Raw genomic sequence first — 23,143 nt, forward strand, 5'->3', positions numbered from 1 at the left:
CGCGATGGAGTACTACGAAGGCAAACTGTGCATCTCGGCCCGTGAACTGGTGAACAAAGGCATTATGACCAGCGCCAACTATGCAAAGAAGGCAGGGCGTGGTCAGATAGATGTAGTCCGTCAGGGAAAGGGATTGGGTAACTATGCCCTCGTTGCCATTGACAGCCTGCCCGGCAAATACAAGGAAAAGGTTAAGGAACTCTATCCTGACGGTGCACAGACCCATCTGAGGCTTTGGGTGATGGAGAACTACGAGACGGACGATGAGGCCGTGAAGTTCTTCCGCGATGAGGAAAAGACGGGCGTGGATCTGAAGCAATATCCCGAGAAGATAAGGGAGTATGTTACGAATGCGAGCGTGCTGAACTGCTGCATCAAACTCTACGACCGTGCCTCTACTGCGCGCAAGTTGATGGGTGAGAAGTACAACTGGGATTACATGGCCGATGCCATCGAGGCATTGCGGACGGAACTCGGGCACACGCTCCCTACGAGCACACTGAGGTTCAGGAAGAAGGTGAACGAGTACCGACGCGAGGGTTATGCTTGCCTCATCAGCGGCAAGTTCGGCAACCAGAACAAGCGACTGGTAACAGAAGCTGTGGAGGAAGCCGTACTGAGCCTCTCCTGCCTTGAGAACAAGCCTTACAACACGACCGTCTGGGAACAGTGGAAGATGTTTCTCTGCGGCGAGCTTGACATCTTCCACCTCGACACGGGCGAGTTGCTCAATCCCGATGACTTCACCGATAAGAATGGTGAGCCACTAATTCTGAGCGAGAGCACGATCAGCAACATCCTGAACCAGCCGGCGAACAAGTTGCGCATCAACCAGCGCCTGCTGATGCCTGTTACGCTGATGCACGAGCAGCTGCCCCACATGCACCGCCACAACGGCCGCTACTCGCTGAGCCAGATTACGATGGACGACGTGGACTTGAGCCGTAAACTGAAGGATACGAAGAAGTGGGTACATGCCTACTATGCCTACGACGACGTGAGCGAGTGCGTGCTTGGCGCGAGCTACGCCAGGGAGAAGGACACGCCGCTGGTGGTGGAATGCTTCAGGGACATGTTCCGGCTTCTTGCCGCTAACGGCTGGGGTACGCCGAAGGGTATTGAGGTGGAGAATCACCTGATGTCGCAGTGGCGGGACAACTACCTGAGTCCGGGCGTGGTGTTCGAGTTCGTGCGCTTCTGCGCCCCGCAGAACTCGCAGGAGAAACGTGCGGAGCACTACAACGGTGCAAAGAAGACGAGCATCATCCATAAGAACCACGCGGGCATCGGTCGTCCTTTCGGTAAGGGCAAGCGCCGGGTGGAGCAGAAGAAAGTAAGCGACGCGAGCAACGAGTTGTACGAGGAAAAGAAGTATTACAGTTGGGACGAACTTGTGGCCGACGACCGGCAGGACAACTGGGAATGGAACCACTCACTGCACAGTGACCAGAAGAAGTGGCCCGGCAAGACCCGCTGGGAGGTGCTTGTGGAGAACGTGAATCCCGACTTATGGCCGTTGGACCGCCGGATGCTGGCGAGATGGATAGGCGTGAGCGTGGAAACGAGCGTGCGCAGGAACTCCACGGTACGCGTGAACTATGCCGACTGGTGGCTGAGCGGCCCTGAGGTGCTGGAGCGCCTTGCCCCGAACAACTACAAGGTAACGGCGTGCTACCTGCCCGACGAGGAAGGACAGCCGCAGGATGTGTACATCTATCAGGGCGAGCGGTACATCGACAAGGTGGAGAAGGTGGAGACCTACAACCGCGTGATGGCCGAGCAGACAGCCGAGGACAGGGAGAAATTCGAGAAGCAGCAAAAGAAGGTAAGTCACTTTAATAAGTATCTGAAGGAGCGCGCCATCAGCAAGGTGGGTGTGATGAAGACCACGAAGGCACCGGCACTGGAGGAGCCGAAGGAGCTGACCATTGCCACGCATGAGGAAAAATCTCTACCTATGCCTCCGGTAAGCGCATCAAGCCACGCCGTAGCAGATATATAAGAATAACGATTAAATGCCATTAGAATATGATTACAACAGGCAATAAACAGCGGATTTTGGAGGCAATAGCCGCCAACCGCAGAAACTATCCGAGCGACGCGAAGCACGCATCGGCGCTGGGCATATCGGCCAGCGTGTATAACGGCTTGAAGAAAGGGCAGACGGAGAAGGCGCTGAGCGATGCCAACTGGATAAGCATAGCCCGGCGACTGGATGTGAGCCTGCGCGAGACGATTGAGTGGAAAGGTGCACAGACGGAGACCTTCAAGTACATCAGTATTCAGCTGGAGGCGTGCCAGGAGCGCAGCCTTAGCGTGATACTGTGCGACCTGCCGAACATCGGCAAGACCTATACCGCCCGCTGGTATGTGCATGAGCACCGGAACGCTGTGTATGTGGACTGCTCACAGGTCAAGACGAAACGTGCGCTGGTGAAGAAAATCGCCAAGGAGTTCGGTGTGGACGCTACGGGTAAGTATCAGGACACCTACGAAGATCTGGTGTATTATCTGCGCTCAATGGAACGCCCGCTGGTGGTGCTTGACGAGGCAGGCGACCTGCAATACGAGGCCTTCCTGGAACTGAAGGCCCTGTGGAACGCCACGGAGATGTGCTGCGGCTGGTACATGATGGGAGCTGACGGCCTGCGTGCGAAGATAGACCGCATGGTGGAATGTCAGAAGGTGGGCTATGCCGAGATATTCAGCCGCTACGGCGGCAAATACAGCAAGGTAACGCCCGACCAGGCGGAAGACCGCAAGGCGTTCCTGCTGGAGCAGGCCCGCGTGGTGGCGACGGTGAATGCCCCCGAGGGTATGGACATCGGCCCAATCGTGCGCAAGAGCGGGGGTGGACTAAGAAGAGTATATACTGAAATTGAGAAACTGAAGAAAGGAGTATGATATGATGACAAAAATAGAAATGGAGGCTATGGAAGCCGTTATCGGCATGCGTAAGGAAATGGCCAAGGCTAACGAGATAGACTGGGAGCAGCGCAGGTATGAGATAGCAAAAGACCTTTATATCCAAACCTGCCAACAGGCTAAATTAGAAGGTGATAATACGGCTGGAGATGTATTCAGAAGTGCGGCATGGTTATCTCGTGTGGCTGCCGATTGCTTAATAGAGGTTCTGAAAAAGTAGGTATGGCAAAGCGAGCGTACAGTCCGAAGGAGATTGCGGCGAAGACCTACAAGACGCTGCCTTGGAGTGGCCGCTGGGCGGAGTGCTTCGGCCTGCCTGAGGAGAACTCCACCTGGTTCATCAGCGGCTCGAGCGCAGCCGGCAAGAGCAGTTTCGTGATGCAACTGGCGCGTGAGCTGACCCATTACGGGCAGGTACTCTACCTAAGCTATGAGGAGGGCGTGAGCCAAAGTTTCCAGGAAAGAGTAAAACTCTTCGAGATGGAGAAGTGCCAGGGCTGGTTCCGCGTGGTGACGGAGGACACGATAGAAGACCTGACAGCGCGGCTGAAGAAGCGGCACTCGGCGAAGTTCATCATCGTGGACAGTTACCAGGAGAGCGGCTGGGAATGGCCGGAGACGAAGAAGCTGATAGAGGCTTTTCCAAGAAAGAGTTTCATCTTCATCAGCATGGAAGCTAAGGGACAGCCACTGGGCAAGCCTGCGCTCAGACTTCGCTACAAGGCAGGCGTGAAGGTGAGGGTCGTGGGGTTCAGGGCATACTGCCAGGGACGTTTCAATCCCGATGCAGGTAACAGTTTCGTAGTTTGGGAAGAAGGCATTTTAAGAACATCAAATAAAATAAAGGAATGAATAAGAAAATCTACATCAGCGGTGCGATAGCGCACTATGACATGGACGAGCGCAAGGCTGCCTTCAAGGCCGCCGAGGAGCGTCTGAAAGCCGAGGGCTACCGCCCCATCAACCCGTTCAACAACGGCCTGCCCCAACCGGGCGACTGGCGCAGGCACATGAAGGTGGACATCGGCCTGCTGCTGCAATGTGACTACATCTATATGCTGAAGAACTGGTGGGTGAGCAAGGGCGCAAAACTGGAACTGGACGTGGCGACGAGCTGCGGCATAGAGCCGGTGTTTGAGGAAGAGGAAAAGCAAACCTGCTGCATCTGCGGCAAGGAGATAGCGGGAAACGGCAACGACCCCTACCCGGTCAAGGAAGAGGGTACGTGCTGCGACAGGTGCAATGCCACCATAGTGCTGCCGGAACGAATGAAACTGGCAAGGAGGGGGTTATGAGCATAAAAGACCTGACAGCGGAGCAGTTGGAGTGGCTGAAGGAAAACTTTTGCCACACCAAGAACCAGGAACTGGCCGACAAACTCGGGACATCGCCCCGAAGTGTCACCAGAATGGCAAGGGCGCTTGGGCTGTGGAAGACCAGTGAGTTTGTGGCAGCGATGCAGCAGAATGCCGCCGATCATGCCGCCAGGGCAAACCGAGCCAACGGCGGCAATGCCGGGACGAAGAACCTGCTACTCTACGGAAAGGCTTACCGGTTCAAGGCAGGTGAAAGCAACAAGGACCGCATGAGTAAGGAAGCCTTCAAGGAAATGCACCGCAAGATTGGTGAGAGCCGGAAGGAAACATTCAGAAAGGAGAAGCGGCGCGTGCTGTTCGGACTGGAGCAGAAGACACAGATGCGAGTCGTCCAATGCCCGAGAGAGAAAATCTGCCTCAGGAACAACCTGCGCAAACGTGGCTACGAGATAGCCCGCGCCTCAAACGAGGCCACAGTGACGGACGATACCCGCCGGTCCGTTAAGATGGAAGCCAGGGGTATGCGAATGGGAATAACGTTCAATTTTAATCAAGTAAGGATATGAAAACAGAAAAGATTAACGAGAAAATCGAGAATGTACTGGCCCCAAGGTGGTGGAACCCGCTGTCATGGGTTGTTACGGTGCTTGCCCCCGTATTTGGGATTGTGATTGGTGTGGTGTCCGGTGGTATTGTAGGGCTTCTTGTAGGCTATCAGAAAGGACTTGAACTGTCGAGCAGTAACATTGACAAAATTCTCAGCAAACTATGATGGGCGAGATTCACAATTACCACCGCTTCTACGCCCTGTTGAAGCAACTGCCAGGTGCCGACAAGGAGACACTCGTGTCGAGTTTTACAGACAGGCGGACTACGCACCTGCACGAGATGACGGCAAAGGAGTATAATGCGATGTGCGCCTCGCTGGAGGAGCAGACGGGGTGGAAGGGCAAGGTGAGGAAGAAACGCAGCCTGTGCCTGAAACTGATGCAGCAGGCGGGTGTCGACACGACGGACTGGCAGCGCATCAATGATTTCTGCCGCCACCCGAAGATTGCTGGAAAGGCATTCGCCCGGCTGTCCCTTGCTGACCTGGACACCCTGCAGACGAAGCTACGGACCATCATACGCAAGGGTGGGCTGAAGCCACACCCAATGGCCCAAGAGCAGAATAATGCGACCACGTTTATTTATTTCCCGATGGGCACTATCGCAGAGAGTTGAGCAATATGACATCAAGAGATTTTGTAAAGCGTGCGATGGAGCACATCAAGGAACTCGGCAAGGACATGAGTAACGAGGATTATAGCAACAGTCTTGAGCAACTTGCCTACGAACTTGAAACCGAACGGCAGGAAGTAAACTGGCAGCTATTGACCAGCGAAAACAAATTTGTTTAATAACCCATAAAAAGAAAAGACAATGGCAACAAGAAAGAAAAAAGTAATCATTACCGGCGTAAGCAGAGAAGCCGCCGACGAAGCGTTCGCAACCTACGCCAAGAGCGATGCACAGTTGCAGAAAATCAATGCGGACATTGAGCTGCAGTGTGCCAAATACCGTGAGAAGTATGCCGAGAAGATAGCCACCCTCTCGGAGGAACGTGAGCAGGCGTTCGACACCCTGCAGGCCTTTGCCACGGAGAACCAGGCCGAACTGTTCTCCAAGAAGAAGAGCCTCGACATGGCGCACGGCACTATCGGCTTCCGCACGGGCACCCCGAAACTGAAGACGCTGAAGGGCTTCACCTGGGCAAGTGCGCTGGAGCTGGCGAAGCGTTTCCTCCCGATGACCTACATCCGCCAGACGGAAGAGATTGCCAAGGACCGGCTGCTCGCCGACCGTGACCTGAAGGAGGTGGCCGTCTATGACACCCCCACGGGCGACCTCCGCACTGCGACGATGATCGAGGCGATGGCCGTTTGCGGCATCCAGGTGGTGCAGGACGAAGCATTCTATGTAGAACCGAAGAAGGAGGAGACGACATGAAGAAGGAAGTGACCAAATCGCCGAAGGTAGCCCTGTGCCGTGAATGCCACGGCACGGGCCTGGTGCGGAACGTGTACGGAGCACCGGTCATTCCTTGTCCGCAGTGCGAGGGCAGCGGCAGGGTGATGGTGAGCTGCACGATGACCCTTGACATCCGCCCCTATAATGAGAAACGATAACCCCATAAACCTGACCAGCAAGGTGAGCAAGAGGAAAGGAAAGAGCTATGCGAAGCGTGTTGCCGACATCAACCAGATATACGATACCTACATCAAGACGGGCCTGACGAACCGCGAGATATGGAAACGGTATGTCTATCCGAAGTACGGCATCAGCGAGCGCACCTTCTACAATCTGCTGAAGGCATCGACAACCTCCCATGTGGAGGACTTGTCGGAGCTTTCAGCAGAAGGCTTTTTGTTCCCCGAGCTGTTATTTCCCGAAGATGAGACCCGAGACCCGACGTATTTTAGGAAACATCCTTAACGACATCCGTGTGGAGATGTCGGACGAGTTCGACCAGAATTTCGAGCGCGAGGCGTTTTTCAGCGAGGCGTGGGAGCGGCGTAAAGGCCCGATAAACTCGGACTACAAGCTGCTTGCCGGCAGGAACGAGCGCCTGCGCAAGAGCATCATGAGCCGGACAACAGAGAACAGCATCACCTTCTATACCACCGAGCCTGATGCCCGGTACCACAACGAAGGCTGCGAAATCGTGGTGACGAAGAAGATGAAGCGTTTCTTCTGGGCGAAGTACTATGAAGCCATAGGAGCATTCAGCCGCAAGAAGGACGGGACGACGCGGAAGACCAAGCAGAACGCGGTGATAGCCGAGCAGTCGGAGTTCTGGAAGTTTATGGCGCTGAAGAAAGCCGGCACGACCATCAGGATACCCCGCCGCCGTTTCCTGGGTACGAACCCGGAGGTGGAGAAAGCCGTGCGTGAGATCATCGAGAGAAACATCACTGAATATATAAATTTAGAATTTGAGATTAACGAGAAATGAGAAAGGAACTGTACGGACTTATTTGTGAGCGCCTGTCGCGCCTGTATGAAACGGCGGATGGACAGCATGTGTATGTGGACGAGGGCGAGCCCGTGCCTGAGGGTGCGCAGCGCCTGGTGAAACATATAGACCTGTGGAACCACAACGTGGAGTTCATCGAGCAGGAGGAGAACTGGGAGCGTCCCGCGGTGTTCGTGGAGTTCGTGCCCATCCGCTGGAACGCCATACAGCCGGGCGTGGAATACCGTGCCGAGGCACAGGTGAACCTGCATGTGGTGACCGACTGGCAGGGCAGTACCTCACTGGGCAGCGAGTTGCGCGAGGACGGGCTGCGTGTGTTCGACCTGCTGGACACCATTCACAGGGAATTGGCCTGTGCCGAGGGAGAGACCTTCATGGAACTTGACCTTGTAGGCAGCCAGACGAACCACAACCACGAGGAAATCATCGAAAACATCGAGATGTACCAGTGCGTGGCCATCAGAAGCCTGTAAATGGTGAAAATCGAGCGAAAAGATAAAAAATCCGCTACTTTTGTTTGGAAGTAACGGATTTTTTCGTATATTTGCGGAAAGAACGATGCGGAATTTCACATGTCGGCGTTTTCAACGTGCAGGCTTCGGAATTTACAGCATCGTTTTTTTATTATATAAACCTCATGGTATAGAGGATTTCGCCGGAAGTCAGTTTACACTTGAACTCGATGGTCTGACCTTGATATTCCACGGTGTAAACGCTGAATTGATAGTCGTGGTCAATACCATCCTCAACCCTTACCCTTTCTGCGAAAGGAAGCCACTGTTCAAATTCCGTAGCGCTTTTCAAGACATGCACCAAGTCGGGATTCCTTTTGTTCTTGGCGGCAGTTTCTGAAAAGAATTTCTTTCCCACTTTTATCTCATGCTCGTCTGCCGTCATCACCAGCGTGCGTTTGGCCGGGGTGCCATTTATCACTGTTGGCGTCAGATGCTCATCAGCCCATCGGTTGGCAATGCCTGTGGCTTCCCTGAACTCCTGCGGTGTGAGCCTTTGGTTTGTTCTCTCGGCCTGTTGCTGACGAATTAGCCGACACACCGCGCAAAGTTCATTGTCGGGGATAAACACGAGGTTTGTCTTTCCTTTGGCCAGGTCGCAGTCGTTGCACCGTCTGATGGTATAGGGGTTGTAGTCGGGCACGGCCTTTTGCTCCAGCCCAGCATTGAAATGGAAGATTCCCTTAGTGTCCTTGCCCGTTGCCTCCTCTCCCAGTGCCATAGCCTCGTCGTGCGACGTAACAGGATACTTGGACTTGAGCACCTGTACGACGGTACAGCGGCAATTCCAGCCGTTGGGTGGGTAATACTCCTCCCAGAACGGGTCGGTGATGGGTAGTGTTACCCTGTCGAGGGCGGCATGTTCCGGCCTTACCTTCTTGTCGCCGGCCGTGCGGTACTGCAGGTTGTATCGGTCGCCGTCGCGCATGAAGCCTTCCCACTTGGCCGCCATCTGCGCCGAGGCCTGCACGAAGTTGTACTCGGCACGCAGGTAATTGGCGTTGTAGGTCTTGTCTATCCTTTGAACGTCATTCAAGAACTGTTTGAACGGCTTTCGATTGCCGTTCTCATCAAGGAGCGACGGGAACGCCTCGTTGAGTTCGTGGAAGGTCTTCATGCCGGAGAAGATATAGTTGGAGCGTTCCAGGCGACGGCGCATGGCATCGGACATCTCCACCTTCTTGAAAGATGTATCCAGCGCCGCGGCATGTGCCTCTATGAACTTCCGTATCCTGGGCGCTTCCAGTATCTCGATGCGGAACTGCGCTCCCTCCACCTTGTGGAGCGTCTTCATCATTCCCTCAAAGAGTGTGGAGAGTTCTTTCCTTATTTCCTCCTCACGGCTGAAAGTGGCTTGCAGTCGGCTGCTGCCCAGCAGACGTGCATAACGCTGGTGCAGCCCCTCGTAGTCGGAGGGGCTCAGTCGAAAAAAGGGCGTTTGCTTTGCTCCTGTCGCTTCTTTTTATCAGGCTTGGGTGTTTTATTGTCCTTGGGGTCTTCATCGCCACCGTCGGGACCTGTGGGGGCAAGAACGGGAGCCTGCTGCCTGCGCTCGCCTACGGGCATGTTGTATTTTTCCTCGAAATAGGCAGGGTCCACCTCATAGTTGTTCAGTACGAGCTGCTCGTAGGCCACCTGCTGCTCTGGTGTATAGTCCACACTGTAGTCCCAGTCGAAGTGTATGCCTGCGAGCGGGAAGCCATGACGAATCATGATGGGCAGGAGCTGGTTGTTCACCATATCCCTGATAGTGTCACAGTCTGCCTCGATGATGTTCTGGAACACCTCCAGGTGCGTCTCGGACTGCGAGAGCGAGGAACCGTCCTCAATGGTCATCGTCTGACCGATGATGAGTTTGGAGAGTTCGGAGTTGGCCCTGTCAATGCGCCGGTCATAGACATTGAAGGCATCGCCCTTGCTGGACTCCACCACTTCAATATTCGTACCCTCCTGGAATATGCCCCAGCCCTCAGTGCCCATCTCCGACATCATCTTCTCCATCTTGGCGAGTTCCTTGTCGTCGCGCGTGGTGGTACGTGCGATGCGCATAGGCATTCCGAATATCTCGGCAAAGGTGTCCCAGAAGGCCAGCGCGTTCTTCTTCGATATGGTCTGCGTGGCCGCCTTGAGATAAAGGCCGAGACTGTCCGGCAGCCCCACCTCGATGTACCAGTCGGCGAGTGGCGGCTTACGGTAGTCGAGACCGTCCTTCCAGTCCTGCCCGAGGTCAGTGATGATCCTGCCGTATTCAGGTATGACATGCTTGCGGGGTATCAGTTTGACACCGTCGTAGGTCATGCGCCCGTTGATGTCGGTGGTGATGTTCCCCAGTTCAATGAGCGAGTGTCCCCAATAGTTGGCATCGAGGCTGTATTTCATGAGCTGCTTGAACCATGCCGTGTTGAAATAGTTCACAGCCTCCTCGTCCTCCTCCCCATTCTCACCAGTGAGTTTGAAGGAACGTGCCATGCCGAAGCCCTCACGCTGCTGGATACATCCGGAGAGGTGCAGGTCAATGTCCACGTCGCGGTAGATGTCATAGAGAGGCTGCCGGTTGGGGTTATCCACATTGATGGCCCGCTGCCATGCCTGACGCCAGTCGCCCAGATCCTTTCGTATGAGCGCATCCGTGGTGCGCTGGAGCTCCACGACCGTTTTCTTGAATCGGCCAATATCTTTCTTGGCGAGGTGCAGTGTGCCGTAGGGCGTCTGCACAGTCGCCGGTCTTGCTGCCTGTTTTCTGTTCTTTCCCATGATAGTTACCAGTTATGCCTTATCTTCTTCTGACTGCCATATACCAAAGGTATTCCGACAGGGTTTCCCTGCTCGTCTGTGGCCAGCGGCAGGTCGGGCACAATCTTTCCTGCCTGTACCCCCTCCAGCCACTTGACCGCCCTCTCGTAGCGTTCCTTGCGTATCTCCATACCCATTTTCTGAGGTGTGGAGGCAGCCATGTGGTAGAGGGCGATGTCGCAGGCATACATGACGGCGAGCCTGTTGCGCCGGCTTCCGGTGGCAGAGAATATGGCCTCCGTGTCGTATTTCGGGCGGAGGTAGCCGGCCATTTCCTCGATGGCCTCCGCCTCCGCATTCTCCCTGTTATCGGTACTGACCTGTGACACCACCTTGAGTGCCTGGTCGCCGATGACAACTTTGTAATCTTCGTCTGTGATAAACATAAGCCACGTTTTACATTGTTATATACAAAGCCTTGGCTTCAATATCCCCGATGGTTGTCCCTTTGAGGAATATTCCGTTTGATACGAACTTCTTGAGTTCCTGTTTGGAGAGCACCTCAAGTTTACCCTTGACCACGATGACCATGTACTTGCGGTGCGTGATGTGGTGGAAATAATCCGCCTTTCTGACCGCACGCTTGAAGCGGACGGCAAAAACGATGTCTTTAATGAGTTTGAACATATCACCATAAGTTTTTAGAAGTCGGACGGTGCCCGAACCTCGGTTTGTAAATCTGCTGTCTTGTATTCTTCTGGAGAATATAGATGGCTCCCTCGTCGGCATCGGGCGCGTCGTCATTACCGGACATGCCTTTCTCAAAGGCGAGCGTCTGCGCTACCCCGGCCAGCATGTCCGGATCTTCCTTCTGTGTCTGGTCGTAGAAGACGAAGCCCCGCTCCCATAACGGGCTGATGGCCTCAACGCGCTGGAACTTGTCCGGCTTCTTGCGTGTGTCGCCCGTGATGGGAAGCTGGTATCCCCGGATGTTGCCCTCTATGGTGAAATCGTCGAGGATGATGTCCTGCATGAAGTTCGCCTCCATGACAAAGCGGATGGCGATGCCGACTTCCTGGCTCCATTCGTAGAGGTCGTAGCACCAGCGCACCATCTCGGCGACGGAGGCCTTGCGGACGAACGCTCTGAGATGCCAGAGGTTGGTCTTGTGCTTTCCCCACAGCTTGGCAGCCTTGGTGTCATTGGTCTTCTTGCTTTTCCACGAGGGGTCGATGTAGAGGACGAATTCGGTAAAGTCCTTCCATGCCGGACGCTTTGCCCAGCGTATCCATTCCTGCCGGAATACCGTGCCCTCGACGATGGGGTTGTGCATCATCTCCTTGTTCCAGGCGCGGTACCCCACGAAGTCGGCATACTCCCGTGCCTCCTCCTTGGTCCATTTCTCCTTCCATACGGGATTGCCCTCGTTATCGACGGCCTTTATCTCGGACACATGTACACCCTTGGTGGCGCAGATGTTCGCCAGCACGGAAGTCTTGGAGATAAGGTTGCCGACCATAAGGAAACGACCGCGCCCCACGTCAAGCGCACCGAAGAGCGCCTCCTTGACCCAGTCGGTGAGCTCACGGACACGGCGCTCGTTGCGGCAGAGTTCGTCGTCGTCGAGGTCGTCGATGACGATATAGTCCGGACGCGCCTCACGCTTGCGGAGACCACGCGGCGACTGTCCGCGTCCGCACGCCAGGAAATATACACCCTCCTTTGTGGTGAACTCGCCCTCGGTCCAGTTACCCATAGACATCTGCTTGCCGAAGTCTGCGATGATACGCTTGTTATATTGCAGTTCAGCCTGAATATCTCCGAGCAGACGATCGGCACTGTCCTCGGATTTACCCACCAGCACCATGAAATTGATGAGCCGCTTTGGCTGAAACATGAGCCAGAGCGGCATGAAGATGTCGAAATGTGTGGACTTGGCATGACCGCGCGGCCACTTGAACACCGCCTTGAGATTGGGTGTGTCGTGTACCTTGCGCGCCGCCGCGTTGTGGAACGGCGCATTGTGGATGGTGCGGATGACCTCTCCCGTCACCTTGTCGCGGAGTTGCAGAAAGTGCGGAAAATAATACTCGCAGAAAGCGGCATAGTCCTTCTGCAGGCGGCGTATGCGCTGCTCCTTCTGCGTTGCGGTTTCCCGGACAAGGCTCCTGGTGTCGGTAATGGACTGTATCTGCCGGCAATGCTCCCTCCACTCCTCCTGTATCTGCTTGAGTTCTGTGATTGTTGCCATAGAATATGTGCTTTACAGTTCCGATGGGTGCTGCATGCGCTCCATGAGGAACTTGTTCTGGTACTTATTGATAGCCTTGATGAGCTCCGGCGTAATCTCCGGGTCGTATGAAGCCTGGTCCTGGATCCAGCGGTTGAAGGCCATGAACACCTCTATGGCGTCGATGACGTTGGCCTTCTTGTCGAGCTTCTCGATGGTGGCCGACAGTTTGGAAAGTTTGTCTGCCAGGGAACCGATGGCTTCCGGGTCTCCTGATGCGTTTACCTGTCCGATGAGGTTGTCTATGGCGAGGAGCAGTTTGTTTACGAGTTCCGGGCGCGTGATGTTCTTGGCCGCACGTGCCTCCTTCCAACCTTCCGAAGCGCACCATTTGGAGACGGTGACGCGCGACACTCCTAACTGGTCAGCAATCTCCGTCTGCTCCATCCCGGAGAGGTAAAGCGACCTGCCGATGTTCTTTTTTTGTTCTATCTCTGCCTTTGTCATAAAATGAAATGGATTAAAAAACAGTGCAAAGATGCTGTTTTTCAGCCAATCTGGAAAAGAAGTGTGCATTGCTTGCATAGAAGTGTGCAACCGTTTCACACTTTTTTTGACGGGCGATGAAAACACCGCATCTTTGCATCAAAAAAGCGATGATATGAGCAAGACAAATCGAGTGAGAATCAGCAATGAGAGCCTGAACAGCTACGGTACACGCGTGCTGACGGCGGGAATGAACGTCGAGCAGTACAACCGCAACCCCGTGCTGCTGTACATGCACGAGCGCGGTCAGGTCATCGGCGTGGTGAAGGACCTGAAGGTGGAAGAAGGTGAGGTCACCGGTGAACTGGTGTTCGACGAGGCCACGGAACTGAGCCAGCGCTGCAAGAAGCAGTGGGAGTTTGGCTCCCTGAAGATGGTGAGCGTCGGCATAGACATTCTGGAGACCAGCGAGGAGCAGAAGTTCCTGGTACAGGGACAGACCGCCCCGACCATTACAAAGAGCAAGTTGTTCGAGGTGTCACTGGTGGACATCGGAGCGAATGATGACGCCATCGCGCTGCACAAGGACGGCGTGCGACTGACATTGGGCAAAGATGCGGCAGACGTGTTGCCGCCACTGCATAGTAATAACAAATCCAAAAAGCAAAAGACAATGGATCAAGAGAAGTTAGCCCTCATGCTGGGCTTGCCGGCTGATGCCGACGAAGCGGCCATCCACGCCGCCATCGGCCAGTTGCTGGCGAAAGGAAAAGAGGTTGATGACCTGAAGAAGGAGAAGGATGCGCTGCTTGCCGCCCGCATCGAGGCGATGGTGGACGCTGCCGTGGACGAGAAGAAAATCCTGCTTGCCAAGAAGCAGCAATTTGTGGACCTTGGCAAGAAGATCGGTGCCGATGAGCTGAAGGCCACCCTTGACGCGATGGCTCCCGTAGTGAAGGCAAGCGAGCTCATACACGGTGGTGCGCCTGCCGGCAATACCGCGGAGTATGCCAAGCTGAGCGACGTCCCGGCCGACAAACTGGAGGAAATGCGCAAGAACGACCGTGCGCAGTACTGCAGGCTGTACAAGGCCGAGTACGGCTTCGACTGTGAGATTTAACCAACCCTGTAATAACAACAAAACAAAAGAAGCAATGACAAGATTGATTGCAATGTTTGCGGCAGTCCTTTTTAACTGCCTCATGGGCGGCACCCTTGCCGCCGTTGCCGGCCTGTCGCCCATGACGGGTGCCGTCGGCATGAATGTGCTTGCCGCCGTCATCGGGCAGGCCGCCCCTGTCGGAAGTCTCCGCGAGGGTGTCTATACCGAGATATGGACGGGCGAGCTGGTGAAACACCTTCGCCGTGGACTGGAGGCTACCTTCCTCGACGGTATCCCCGACAGTTCGAGTATCGTGAACAACGATGTCATCCACCTTGTGGAGGTTGGCGTGGACCCTGACGTACTGGTCAACAACACGACCTATCCTATTCCCCTCCAGGCACTGGATGACAAGGACATCGCCATCAAGCTGGACAAGTTCCAGACGAAGGTAACTCCTATTACCGATGACGAACTCTACGCATTGAGTTACGACAAGATGGCCCGCGTGAAGGAGAGCCACGGTAATTCTATAAACGACTCGAAGTTTGCCAAGGCTGCCCATGCCCTTTGCGCACAGAAGAACACCGCCACCACGCCCGTGCTGAAGACCACCGGCGAGAAAGACCCCGTAACGGGTCGCCTGAAGATGACGGCAAATGACCTGTTGAATTTGAAGCGTGCGCTTGATAAATTGAAAGTGCCCGCCCAAGGCCGTCGCCTGGTGCTTTGCAGTGATCATGCCAACGACCTGTTGGAGGTTTCCCAGGTGTTCAAGGAGCAGTACAACATCAACCGCAACGACGGAACGGTGGGCAGACTGTATGGCTTTGACATCTATGAGTTCGGAAATAACCCGCTGTACACCACAGCCGGCGTGAAGAAGGATGTCGGCGCGACAGCGGAGGCAGGTGAGTTCCAGTGTTCCTTCGCCTTCTACACCCAGCGCGTGTTCAAGGCCACGGGCTCAACGAAGATGTACTACAGCGAGGCTGCCACCGACCCCGAGTATCAGAGAAACAAGATCAACTTCCGCCATTACTTCATCTGCATGCCGAAGAAGGCAGATGCCGGTGCCGTGATGATGAGCGGTTACAAGGATCCAAGCATTCCTGAAGGATAAGTATAACCCAAAAAGCAATACAAATGAAACTGAAAGTAACAAGCATATTTCGTGACCGTGACGACCATGTTACGGTGTATGAGCCGGAAACCATTCTGGAAGTGAAGGACAAGGAACGCGCCAAGTCGCTCATTGGGCGCGGGCTGTGCAAGGAATTCAAGGGCAAGACAGAACCTGCCTATATCCTCGGAGAGGAACATGAGGAGGTGAAGCAGACTCCGGAACCCGAAACAGAGCCAGAGGTATCCACCAACACGGAAGGCGATGAGTAAGCCGATGAAGTATCTTGTAATCCACTGCACCGCCACGCCTGAAGGCCGTGAGGTAAGCTCCAAGGAGATACGCCACTGGCACACCGACCCGGTAAGCAAGGGTGGGCGTGGCTGGAAGCAGGTGGGCTACACGGACCTATTCCACCTTAACGGCAGCGTGGAGCGGCTGGTGGACAACAACGAGGATGCTCAGGTGGACCCGTGGGAGGTTACCAACGGCGCAGCAGGCTACAACAGCGTGAGCCGGCACATCGTGTATGTGGGTGGCTGCGACAAAGCCATGAAGCCCAAGGACACGCGGACGGCGGTGCAGAAGGAAGCCCTGAAACGCTATGTGCGCGACTTCCACGAGCGTTTCCCCCAGATACGAATCGTAGGACATCATGAACTGAACCCCGGCAAGGCCTGCCCCTCCTTTGACGTGCAGAAGTGGCTGCTCGAAATAGGAATCAGGCAGTAATGCCCTAATATGACAAAGGTATGGAACTCAGTGAAATTATCAATCTGGTGCTGGGTGGCGGCCTGGTGGCAACGATAGCAGCCATCATCACATTGAAATCGACCGTGAGGAAAGCGAAAGCGGAAGCAGAGAAAGCGACAGCCGAAGCCGAGACAGTCCGGATTGATAACACTGAGAAAGCCACCCGAGTACTGATAGAGAACATCGTAAACCCTCTAAAGGAAGAACTCAATGAAACAAGAAAAGACCTCAACGCCACCAAACGCGAGATGGCGCGGCTCCGCAAGGCTATCGACGATGCTAACAGCTGTCGTTACAGCGATGACTGTCCTGTGCTTCACAGGATGCGCGTCGAGCAGAAAAAGCGTGAGCCGGGCGACCTCCACGAGCCACGAGGTGAGCCACCTCGCCGTGGACAGCACGGTGAGCGTCGAAGAAACCTGGCAAACACCCGTGAAGGTGCCGATGTCGGCAGTGAGTCTGACGCTGAACCTGGACAGTCTCCGACTGCTCCCTCAAGGGGCGGGCTACACGGCGAGACAGGGCCAGGCGAGCGTGAAGGTGAGCCGCAAGGCACCGACGGCTGATGAGCCGGAGCGGATAGTGATTGAAGCCGGATGCGACAGCCTGGAACTGGTGTGCGCCAGATATGCCAAGACCATCAACACGCTGAAGCGACAACTCAAAATTGCGAGCGACAGCAAGGCTGAGCACAAGGAGGAGGCGAAGGAAAGTACCGGTAACGGCTTCCTCATGCGGCTCAAATATTTCCTGGCCGGACTGTTGGCTGGAGTTATCGGAATAGTATATACATTCATAAAACTGAAAAAGAAATGAGCAAGAACAAATTCATCTACGGCATCGCAGCCGTGAAATTCAACTCAACCCTGATGGGTTACATCGAGAAGGGCAGCTGGGACTGGGGCGGCACGAAGCCGGAGAGTACGGACGTGGAAGCCGAGCAGGTTCCCGACGCACCGGTTCTGACGCTGATGCAGAAGAACGGGCAGATTGCCCCGACCTTCAACCTCATCCAACTGGACTACGAGAATTTCAAGAGCGCCCTCGGCGGTACGCTGGTGGAGACCGGCACGGAAGGCAACAAGAAGGTGACGGGCTGGAAGGCCCCGACCTCACTCGTGGATCTGCACGGCAAGTGGGAAATCGACTTTGTGAGCGGTCAGACCATGACCATTCCTAACGGCACCATTCTTGCCAACCTCGGCGGCAAGCTGACCCTGACGGAAGTGTCGAAGATAGAGTGCCAGCTGAAGGTGAACAAGCCTGAGGACGGCGGCGCTCCTTACGAGATCAACGACACTCTTGATGAAGGCTGATGGATGAGCAAGTAATCAGGAAAATCCAAAGAGAGGGAGCGGAAGCCTTGCTTGATGCGGGTGTTTCCCTCCCTCTCAAGGATTTGAGGATACCCTTCAGGAAGCAGCCCCTGCGGCTGCGCCTGACGATGAAGCGCCCGACGCTTTCCAGGCAGATAAAGATTGCGCACGCCTACCTGACCATGAACACGACGGCGGAGGAACTGGAAGCTATGGACCATGAGGGGCAGATGGCGTTCCTGGCGCGGCACGGCAAGACGCTGAGCCGCATCATTGCCCTGACGATGGAGCGTTGGTGGCTTCCGGTGTGGCTGCTGTCGTGGCTCGTGAGGCACTGGATGAAGTGGGAGTACCAGAAGGCCGCCTTCTCCCAGTTCGTGCTGCTGATGGGCACGCAGTCTTTTATTCCTATTATCAGATCAGCCGAGATGACGAACCCGATGAAGCTGAGACTGAGCCACGGAAAGAAGGGGAGTTAAAGAGCCGTTGGGAAGGCTCCCATAGCCCCTTTGGATTTGTCTGGCAGATAGCGAGCGCGACAGGCTGGAGCGTGGACTATATCCTTAATGGCGTGAATTACCAGACACTCATCATGATGCTGAGCGACGCTCCGCGCTATGTGGACGGCAAGAAGAGAGAAAGCGACAAGCGAACCGCCGAGGAGGAAGCCGGGGACATCGTGGGCTTCTTCCAGAGCAATCTAAAACAATGACAGAATGAAACCAGTAGAGATAGAATTCCTGATGCGCGACAACCTGACCGCCGGTCTCGACAAAAGCAAGATGAGCGTCGAGCAACTGCTGGGTGCCGCCCGCCGTGCCTCCCTTGTCATCAACACCAAGATTGAGGAGCAGCGGAAGGTCATCGACGGCGTGAACTCCGACCTGGACAGGATGCAGCGGAAACTGCAGACGATGAAGCCCGGTGCCGGTCAGCAGGAACTGCTGGCGGAGATAAGTGCCTGCAAGAAAGTCCTCGCAGAGGAAACGGGCGCACTGCAGCAGTTGGAGAAAGAACACCAACAGGCCAAGCAGGGCGTGGCCCAACTGGAGCAGGAATACCGCAAGATAAGCATTTCAGAGGAGCAGGCAGCAGCGGCGAATAAGAGCCTTACCGACAAGATACGGGAGCAGAAAGCCGTTGTCAAGCAGGTGGAGGCCGACGTGCGTGCCTTGCAGAAGGCCTACGAGCAGGCCGCACCCGGTAACGCGCAAGGTGCGGCGCTTGCGGAACTGAACGCCGCCAAGAAAGCCCTGCAGGAGGACAAGAACATCCTCGCCTCGCTGACCGAGGAGCAGGAGCGCAACAGGGAGAGCAACAAACGCCTGTCGCGCCAGTTGCGCGAACTGCAGAACGACATGGCACGCATGCGCCTGAACGGTGAGCAGAACACCGAGGAGTACCGGCAGATGGCACAGAAGGCCGCGCAACTGTCCGATACCCTCGGCGATTTGCGTGCCCAGACCAATATCCTCGCCAATGACGATGCGAACCTGCAGGGCTTCATCTCCGGCGTGAACGGCCTGTCCGGAGCGTTCACCACGGCCACGGGTGTTATGTCCCTGTTCGCTTCAGAGAATGAGAACCTGATGAAGGTGCAGGCGCGTGTGCAGAGTGTCATGGCCATCACGATGGGACTGCAGCAGGTGTTCAATGCACTGAACAAGGACAGTGCCTTCCGTCTGGTTACGGTAACGAAAGTAAAGAACCTGCTGACGGCAGCCAACTACCGCCTTGCCACATCGCTGGGAATCTCCAACGCGGCGGCGACGGCACTCATGGCCACGCTGACGCTCGGCCTGTCCGTCGTCATTACCGGGCTTATCGTAGCATGGAACAAGTATTCTGACGCACAGGAAGAGGCTGCACGGAAAGCCCAGGAGCGTGTCGAGATAGAATCGCAGGGGCGTGCGGAGATGATCAAGACCCGCTTCGAGATAGACACCACCCGTGAGAGCCTGAAGAACTTCACCGGCTCCAAGGAAGAGGAGAAGAAGAAATGCGAGGAGATGAACCGCAAGTACGGCGAGGCTTTCGGCTATTACGACACCGTGGCCCAGTGGTACGACGTGCTGACACAGAAAGCCGAGCAGTATATCCAGATGCTGTTCCTTCAGGCAAAGGCACAGGCACTTGTGAACAAGGCCGTGGAAGCGGACGAAAAAGTAAACAAGCACAAGGCCACCAAACCAGGCAATGCCGACAGCGATATGGGTTTCTTCGCCCGTATGGGTCATTATATGATGACTGCTGAATCCCACGGTGCCTACGATGGCTATGCCGCCATTGAGAGGTACAACAAGGAAGCCTACGATAAGAGGACTAAAGAACTGGAAGCCGAACGCGACGGCTTCCTCAAACAGGCAGCCGATCTGGAAAAACAGGCTGCCTCCATCGGTAAGAGCAATAATATCGGCGGACATTCCGCCCCCGACAAACCCAAGAAGACAAAAGAAAAGAAGCCTAAGGACACCAAACGGGAAGAGGAACGCCTTGCCTCTGAACTGCTTGCCCTCCAGCAGAAGAACCGCCAGGCAGAGATAGACCTGCTGAAGGAGGGCTCGGAGAAGAAACGCCGGCAAATCAGGGAGAACTACCAAAAGGAAATAGAGGAACTCGCCACCCAGGAGAAGAAATGGCGCGACGCCCAGAAAGGACACCTTACCCAGGAGCAGAGCGATGCGCTGGAGAAAGGCCGCAGCCTCGCCGCCCAGAAGCAGAAAGACGGCGAGGCCGAAATCGCCAAGGAAGAAGCGAAGAAACGCCTGGAGCAGCAGAGGGACGAGGTACAGGCCATGAGCGGCTACCTGAAGACCTACGGCTCGTTCCAGCAGCAGAAACTGGCCATTGCCAAGGAAACGGCGCAGCAGATAGCGGAGGTGGACGCAAGCGAGGTAAGCGAGGCGACGAAGAAGTGGCAGAAGGCAAAGATACTGAAGGAGCAGCAGGAGCGTGAGGCAAGCCTGCGGTTCGAGGAGATCAGCCGGGGCATAGACTGGAACGCCCTCTTCAGCGGCGTGGGCAACCTGACGAAGGAGATGATGGAGCCGATGATGGAGCAGCTCCGCGCATACGTGGAAACGGAGGATTACCGGAAGGCCGACGCCGAGACACAGCAGAAGGTGTCTGACCTGATACAGGAGATGCGGAAGTATGTGGGCACGGACCAGAGCGCGACCTGGCAGAAACTGGACGAAGCCATCAAGCAATTCACGGACAGCGTGGCTGCCTACGACCGCGCTGTAAAGGCTGAAGAGGCTGCCGTGAAGGCACGGGACGAGGGCAAGAAGCGCCTGGCTTCCGGGGACATCACGGAAGAGGAGTACAAGGCACTTGAGCAGAAGGCCTTGGAACTTGGCGCAGCCACGGCACAGGCCCGCGAGAACATGGAGGACTTCGGCACGGCGCTGAACCGCACCTCCGACGAGGTGGCGAACTTCACGAGCGGCCTGACTACGGCGCTCAGTAATGCCAAGGGCTGGCAGGGCGTGGAGGGCTTCGGCGGCCTGCAGCAGAGCATGGGGCAGATAGACCAGTTGAAGGGCACACTTGACTCCATACTGCCCCAGATGGGCGAAGGGATGGCGAAGACAATAGGCACGACGCTGTCGGGAACGATGGGCAGTGCTCTGGGCAGCATCGGGGGCGGGCTACAGAGCGTGCTGTCGAGCGGTATGGGCAGCGTGATAGGCATCGTGGCTCAGATACCGAAACTGATACTGGATCTTGCGAACGGTATCAAGAGTTTCGTTACGGGCGTGCTGGACTCCATCACGGAACTTATCTCGCTCAGGTGGATTGATGACCTGGTGGTGAGCATACTGGACGCCGTCGGCAACCTTATAGACGCCATCTTCGACCTTCCGGAGAACCTCTTCAAGGTGCTGGAGGGCATCGTGGTGAACGGCGTGGGCGGTCTGCTGGACACAGTGCTGGGGCGCGTGGGCAACATCCTCTCCTTCGGCGCTCTGAGCAGCAAGGGGCCGAGCGACTGGTTCACGAACAGCAACGAGAGGGAGGTGGCTGCCGCCATCGACCGACTGAGCAAGCGGAACGAACTGCTGGAGCAGGCCATCGAGGACCTGACGGACGAGATGAAGTCGGCACGGGGCGCGACGGCGATACGCATATCGAGCGACGCGGAGAAGCTGCAGCGCGAGACGAACGAGAACTACAAGGGCATAGCGCAGGCGCAGGCCCGCTACCACTCGGCGCACCATAGTTTCAATTATTATTGGGGCGGCTACAGCGACGAGCAGATAGCGCGGCTGAGCCGCCAGATGGGCAGGCAATGGACCGGCGACCTGTGGGACCTGAGCCCCGAGGAGATGAAGATGCTGCGCTCCAATGTCGATATGTGGAAGCAGATCGAGGACACCGGCAAGGGCGGCTACGGCGGCCGTGTGGCGGAGAAACTGAACGCCTACATCGAGCAGGCGGGCAAGCTGGAGGAGATAACGGCCACGCTCTATGAGAACCTGACCACGACAACGAAGGCGAACGTGTTCGATGACTTCCTGGGCTCGCTCTACGACCTTGCGGACGGCTCGGAGGAGGTGTTTGATGAGATAGCCGAGAACTGGCAGGCGATGGTGAACAAGATGGCGGTGAACAACCTCGTGGGGGCGAAGTTCCAGAAGAACCTGGAAGACTGGTACGAGAACCTGGCAAAACTGAACCAGGCGCGCACGAACGGAGAACTGACGGACGCGGAGTACCGGAAGCGGCTGGACGATTTGAAGGCCGAATACGAGGGCTACGTGAACAGCGCAAGAAGCGACATCGACCAGCTGCGCCAGGAGGGTATCATCAAGGAGACCGACAAGGCCGGCGGCACGACACAGAGCGGCAAGGCGGGTGCCTTCATGGCGATGAGCCAGGACCAGGGCACGAAACTGGAGGGACTGTTCGTGAGCGGGCAGATGCACTGGGCAAGCATCGATGACCGTGTGGAGGACGTGGCAGGGAAGATGGACGCGGCGCAGCAGCACCTGAAGAAGATAGAGGACAACACGGGAAGCAGCGCGGCGTCGCTGAGCGCCATCAAGGATGAGATTAAGAAAATAGTACGCGACGGCATAAAAGTGAAGTGATATGGACAAGATATTAGGCGGACTGGTGCTGATCAACGGCACGGACATCTGGAAAGAGTACGGCGTGTTCCTGACGGAGGAGAAGAAAGGCGGCAGGGAGAACCTGAACGCCATCCTCACGCCGAGCAAGGCCAAGGAGCATGTGGGCGTGGACATACGGGAGCATGACGGCAAGAAATACTCCCGGTCGCTGGTACCTGCCAACGCGGAGCGCGACATCACGCTGCACTTCGCCCAGTATGCGAGGTCGCGGGAGCAGTGGCTGGCCAACTACATGGCCTTTATCCGCTTCCTGAAGACGGGCAGGGACGGCTGGCTGACGATTACCTTCACGGAACTGGGGCTGACGCTGAAGGTGTTTTACCTGGACTGCAGCGCCTACCGGTCGCTGACCTATCTATGGAAGGAGGGTGTGCAGGCCAGCCGCTATAAGGTAAGGTTCCGCGAGCCCGAACCGATAATATAAAAAGCCTCCCCCAACCCCTCCGAAGGGAGGGGAGCCATTATACACCATTAGTAAACTGATAATCGGCTGCAT

30 protein-coding genes are annotated in these 23,143 nt (G+C 55.9%); 24 read left to right on the top strand and 6 right to left on the bottom strand.

Features of this window, described 5'->3' with window-relative positions:
• The first annotated feature begins 4 nt into the window (after nt 1-4).
• The 13 genes from P150_RS0109600 to P150_RS0109665 all read left to right on the top strand — a co-directional run bounded on the left by P150_RS0109600 (nt 5) and on the right by P150_RS0109665 (nt 7,730).
• Nucleotides 5-2,002 (top strand): hypothetical protein, encoded by a 1,998-nt coding sequence (locus tag P150_RS0109600; RefSeq protein WP_028897494.1) that lies wholly within the window; start codon nt 5-7, stop codon nt 2,000-2,002.
• Between the two features lie 26 nt (nt 2,003-2,028).
• Nucleotides 2,029-2,904, top strand: coding sequence for an ATP-binding protein (locus P150_RS0109605; RefSeq protein ID WP_028897495.1), 876 nt, complete (start codon nt 2,029-2,031; stop codon nt 2,902-2,904).
• A gap of 1 nt (nt 2,905) precedes the next feature.
• The gene (locus tag P150_RS16330) at nt 2,906-3,145 is read left to right on the top strand and encodes a hypothetical protein (protein ID WP_051617619.1); all 240 of its coding nucleotides are present in this window, start codon (nt 2,906-2,908) and stop codon (nt 3,143-3,145) included.
• Nucleotides 3,146-3,147: 2 nt separating this feature from the next.
• The gene (locus tag P150_RS0109615) at nt 3,148-3,777 is read left to right on the top strand and encodes a bifunctional adenosylcobinamide kinase/adenosylcobinamide-phosphate guanylyltransferase (RefSeq protein WP_028897496.1); all 630 of its coding nucleotides are present in this window, start codon (nt 3,148-3,150) and stop codon (nt 3,775-3,777) included.
• The gene (locus P150_RS16335) at nt 3,774-4,220 is read left to right on the top strand and encodes a DUF4406 domain-containing protein (RefSeq protein WP_081819313.1); all 447 of its coding nucleotides are present in this window, start codon (nt 3,774-3,776) and stop codon (nt 4,218-4,220) included. The genes P150_RS0109615 and P150_RS16335 overlap by 4 nt, the downstream gene beginning before the upstream one ends.
• Nucleotides 4,151-4,807, top strand: coding sequence for an RpiR family transcriptional regulator (locus P150_RS0109625; protein ID WP_231477594.1), 657 nt, complete (start codon nt 4,151-4,153; stop codon nt 4,805-4,807). Before P150_RS16335 ends, P150_RS0109625 begins: the two co-directional genes overlap by 70 nt.
• Entirely contained in the window at nt 4,804-5,013 is a 210-nt protein-coding gene (locus P150_RS0109630; protein ID WP_028897498.1) for a hypothetical protein, read from the top strand. Before P150_RS0109625 ends, P150_RS0109630 begins: the two co-directional genes overlap by 4 nt.
• Nucleotides 5,010-5,465 (top strand): hypothetical protein, encoded by a 456-nt coding sequence (locus P150_RS16340; RefSeq protein WP_197018076.1) that lies wholly within the window; start codon nt 5,010-5,012, stop codon nt 5,463-5,465. Before P150_RS0109630 ends, P150_RS16340 begins: the two co-directional genes overlap by 4 nt.
• Before the next feature lie 5 nt (nt 5,466-5,470).
• Nucleotides 5,471-5,641: a hypothetical protein gene (locus P150_RS17620; RefSeq protein WP_155952993.1), complete on the top strand. Its 171-nt coding sequence runs from the start codon at nt 5,471-5,473 to the stop codon at nt 5,639-5,641.
• Nucleotides 5,642-5,663: 22 nt separating this feature from the next.
• The gene (locus tag P150_RS0109645) at nt 5,664-6,230 is read left to right on the top strand and encodes a host-nuclease inhibitor Gam family protein (protein WP_028897499.1); all 567 of its coding nucleotides are present in this window, start codon (nt 5,664-5,666) and stop codon (nt 6,228-6,230) included.
• A 165-nt stretch (nt 6,231-6,395) separates the two neighbouring features.
• The gene (locus tag P150_RS18005) at nt 6,396-6,716 is read left to right on the top strand and encodes a hypothetical protein (RefSeq protein ID WP_036932179.1); all 321 of its coding nucleotides are present in this window, start codon (nt 6,396-6,398) and stop codon (nt 6,714-6,716) included.
• Nucleotides 6,676-7,236, top strand: coding sequence for a phage virion morphogenesis protein (locus P150_RS0109660; protein WP_028897501.1), 561 nt, complete (start codon nt 6,676-6,678; stop codon nt 7,234-7,236). Before P150_RS18005 ends, P150_RS0109660 begins: the two co-directional genes overlap by 41 nt.
• A complete protein-coding gene (locus P150_RS0109665; RefSeq protein WP_231477595.1) occupies nt 7,233-7,730 on the top strand; it encodes a hypothetical protein in 498 nt (165 codons plus the stop codon). The genes P150_RS0109660 and P150_RS0109665 overlap by 4 nt, the downstream gene beginning before the upstream one ends.
• Before the next feature lie 151 nt (nt 7,731-7,881).
• Here P150_RS0109665 and P150_RS16350 read toward each other — a convergent pair whose 3' ends face one another.
• The 6 genes from P150_RS16350 to P150_RS0109695 form a co-directional block, all read right to left on the bottom strand.
• Complete coding sequence (locus tag P150_RS16350; protein ID WP_369793335.1) at nt 7,882-8,940, bottom strand: phage minor head protein; 1,059 nt, start codon at nt 8,938-8,940, stop codon at nt 7,882-7,884.
• A gap of 248 nt (nt 8,941-9,188) precedes the next feature.
• Nucleotides 9,189-10,523, bottom strand: a complete 1,335-nt coding sequence (locus tag P150_RS0109675) for a DUF935 family protein (protein WP_028897503.1) — start codon at nt 10,521-10,523, stop codon at nt 9,189-9,191.
• A 5-nt stretch (nt 10,524-10,528) separates the two neighbouring features.
• A complete protein-coding gene (locus P150_RS0109680; protein WP_028897504.1) occupies nt 10,529-10,948 on the bottom strand; it encodes a phage protein Gp36 family protein in 420 nt (139 codons plus the stop codon).
• Between the two features lie 10 nt (nt 10,949-10,958).
• Nucleotides 10,959-11,189 (bottom strand): hypothetical protein, encoded by a 231-nt coding sequence (locus tag P150_RS0109685; RefSeq protein WP_028897505.1) that lies wholly within the window; start codon nt 11,187-11,189, stop codon nt 10,959-10,961.
• A gap of 1 nt (nt 11,190) precedes the next feature.
• Entirely contained in the window at nt 11,191-12,753 is a 1,563-nt protein-coding gene (locus P150_RS0109690; RefSeq protein ID WP_028897506.1) for a hypothetical protein, read from the bottom strand.
• A gap of 12 nt (nt 12,754-12,765) precedes the next feature.
• Nucleotides 12,766-13,239: a terminase gene (locus P150_RS0109695; protein ID WP_028897507.1), complete on the bottom strand. Its 474-nt coding sequence runs from the start codon at nt 13,237-13,239 to the stop codon at nt 12,766-12,768.
• 154 nt (nt 13,240-13,393) lie between these two features.
• On the opposite strand from P150_RS0109695, the gene P150_RS0109700 reads away from it, so the two are divergent.
• From P150_RS0109700 to P150_RS0109750, 11 genes are all read left to right on the top strand, one after another.
• Nucleotides 13,394-14,338: an HK97 family phage prohead protease gene (locus P150_RS0109700; protein ID WP_028897508.1), complete on the top strand. Its 945-nt coding sequence runs from the start codon at nt 13,394-13,396 to the stop codon at nt 14,336-14,338.
• 82 nt (nt 14,339-14,420) lie between these two features.
• Nucleotides 14,421-15,443, top strand: coding sequence for a hypothetical protein (locus tag P150_RS0109705; RefSeq protein ID WP_369793336.1), 1,023 nt, complete (start codon nt 14,421-14,423; stop codon nt 15,441-15,443).
• 23 nt (nt 15,444-15,466) lie between these two features.
• On the top strand, nt 15,467-15,715 hold the full coding sequence (locus P150_RS0109710) for a hypothetical protein (protein ID WP_028897510.1): 249 nt from the start codon (nt 15,467-15,469) through the stop codon (nt 15,713-15,715).
• Complete coding sequence (locus tag P150_RS0109715) at nt 15,708-16,175, top strand: N-acetylmuramoyl-L-alanine amidase (protein ID WP_028897511.1); 468 nt, start codon at nt 15,708-15,710, stop codon at nt 16,173-16,175. Before P150_RS0109710 ends, P150_RS0109715 begins: the two co-directional genes overlap by 8 nt.
• Before the next feature lie 20 nt (nt 16,176-16,195).
• A complete protein-coding gene (locus P150_RS18010; RefSeq protein ID WP_231477598.1) occupies nt 16,196-16,762 on the top strand; it encodes a hypothetical protein in 567 nt (188 codons plus the stop codon).
• A complete protein-coding gene (locus tag P150_RS0109725) occupies nt 16,737-17,012 on the top strand; it encodes a hypothetical protein (RefSeq protein WP_028897512.1) in 276 nt (91 codons plus the stop codon). The genes P150_RS18010 and P150_RS0109725 overlap by 26 nt, the downstream gene beginning before the upstream one ends.
• Nucleotides 17,009-17,512, top strand: a complete 504-nt coding sequence (locus P150_RS0109730; protein ID WP_028897513.1) for a hypothetical protein — start codon at nt 17,009-17,011, stop codon at nt 17,510-17,512. The genes P150_RS0109725 and P150_RS0109730 overlap by 4 nt, the downstream gene beginning before the upstream one ends.
• Nucleotides 17,512-17,991, top strand: a complete 480-nt coding sequence (locus P150_RS0109735; RefSeq protein WP_028897514.1) for a hypothetical protein — start codon at nt 17,512-17,514, stop codon at nt 17,989-17,991. Before P150_RS0109730 ends, P150_RS0109735 begins: the two co-directional genes overlap by 1 nt.
• A gap of 71 nt (nt 17,992-18,062) precedes the next feature.
• Complete coding sequence (locus tag P150_RS16360) at nt 18,063-18,224, top strand: hypothetical protein (protein ID WP_197018077.1); 162 nt, start codon at nt 18,063-18,065, stop codon at nt 18,222-18,224.
• A gap of 4 nt (nt 18,225-18,228) precedes the next feature.
• Nucleotides 18,229-22,605 carry an SHOCT domain-containing protein gene (locus P150_RS0109745; protein WP_028897515.1) on the top strand — a complete coding sequence of 1,459 codons (4,377 nt, stop codon included), beginning with the start codon at nt 18,229-18,231 and terminating at the stop codon, nt 22,603-22,605.
• A gap of 1 nt (nt 22,606) precedes the next feature.
• Nucleotides 22,607-23,071 (top strand): hypothetical protein, encoded by a 465-nt coding sequence (locus P150_RS0109750; RefSeq protein WP_028897516.1) that lies wholly within the window; start codon nt 22,607-22,609, stop codon nt 23,069-23,071.
• The last annotated feature ends 72 nt before the right edge of the window (nt 23,072-23,143 follow it).

The organism is Prevotella sp. HUN102 (assembly GCF_000688375.1).
In the GTDB taxonomy this organism is placed as follows: Bacteria; Bacteroidota; Bacteroidia; order Bacteroidales; family Bacteroidaceae; genus Prevotella.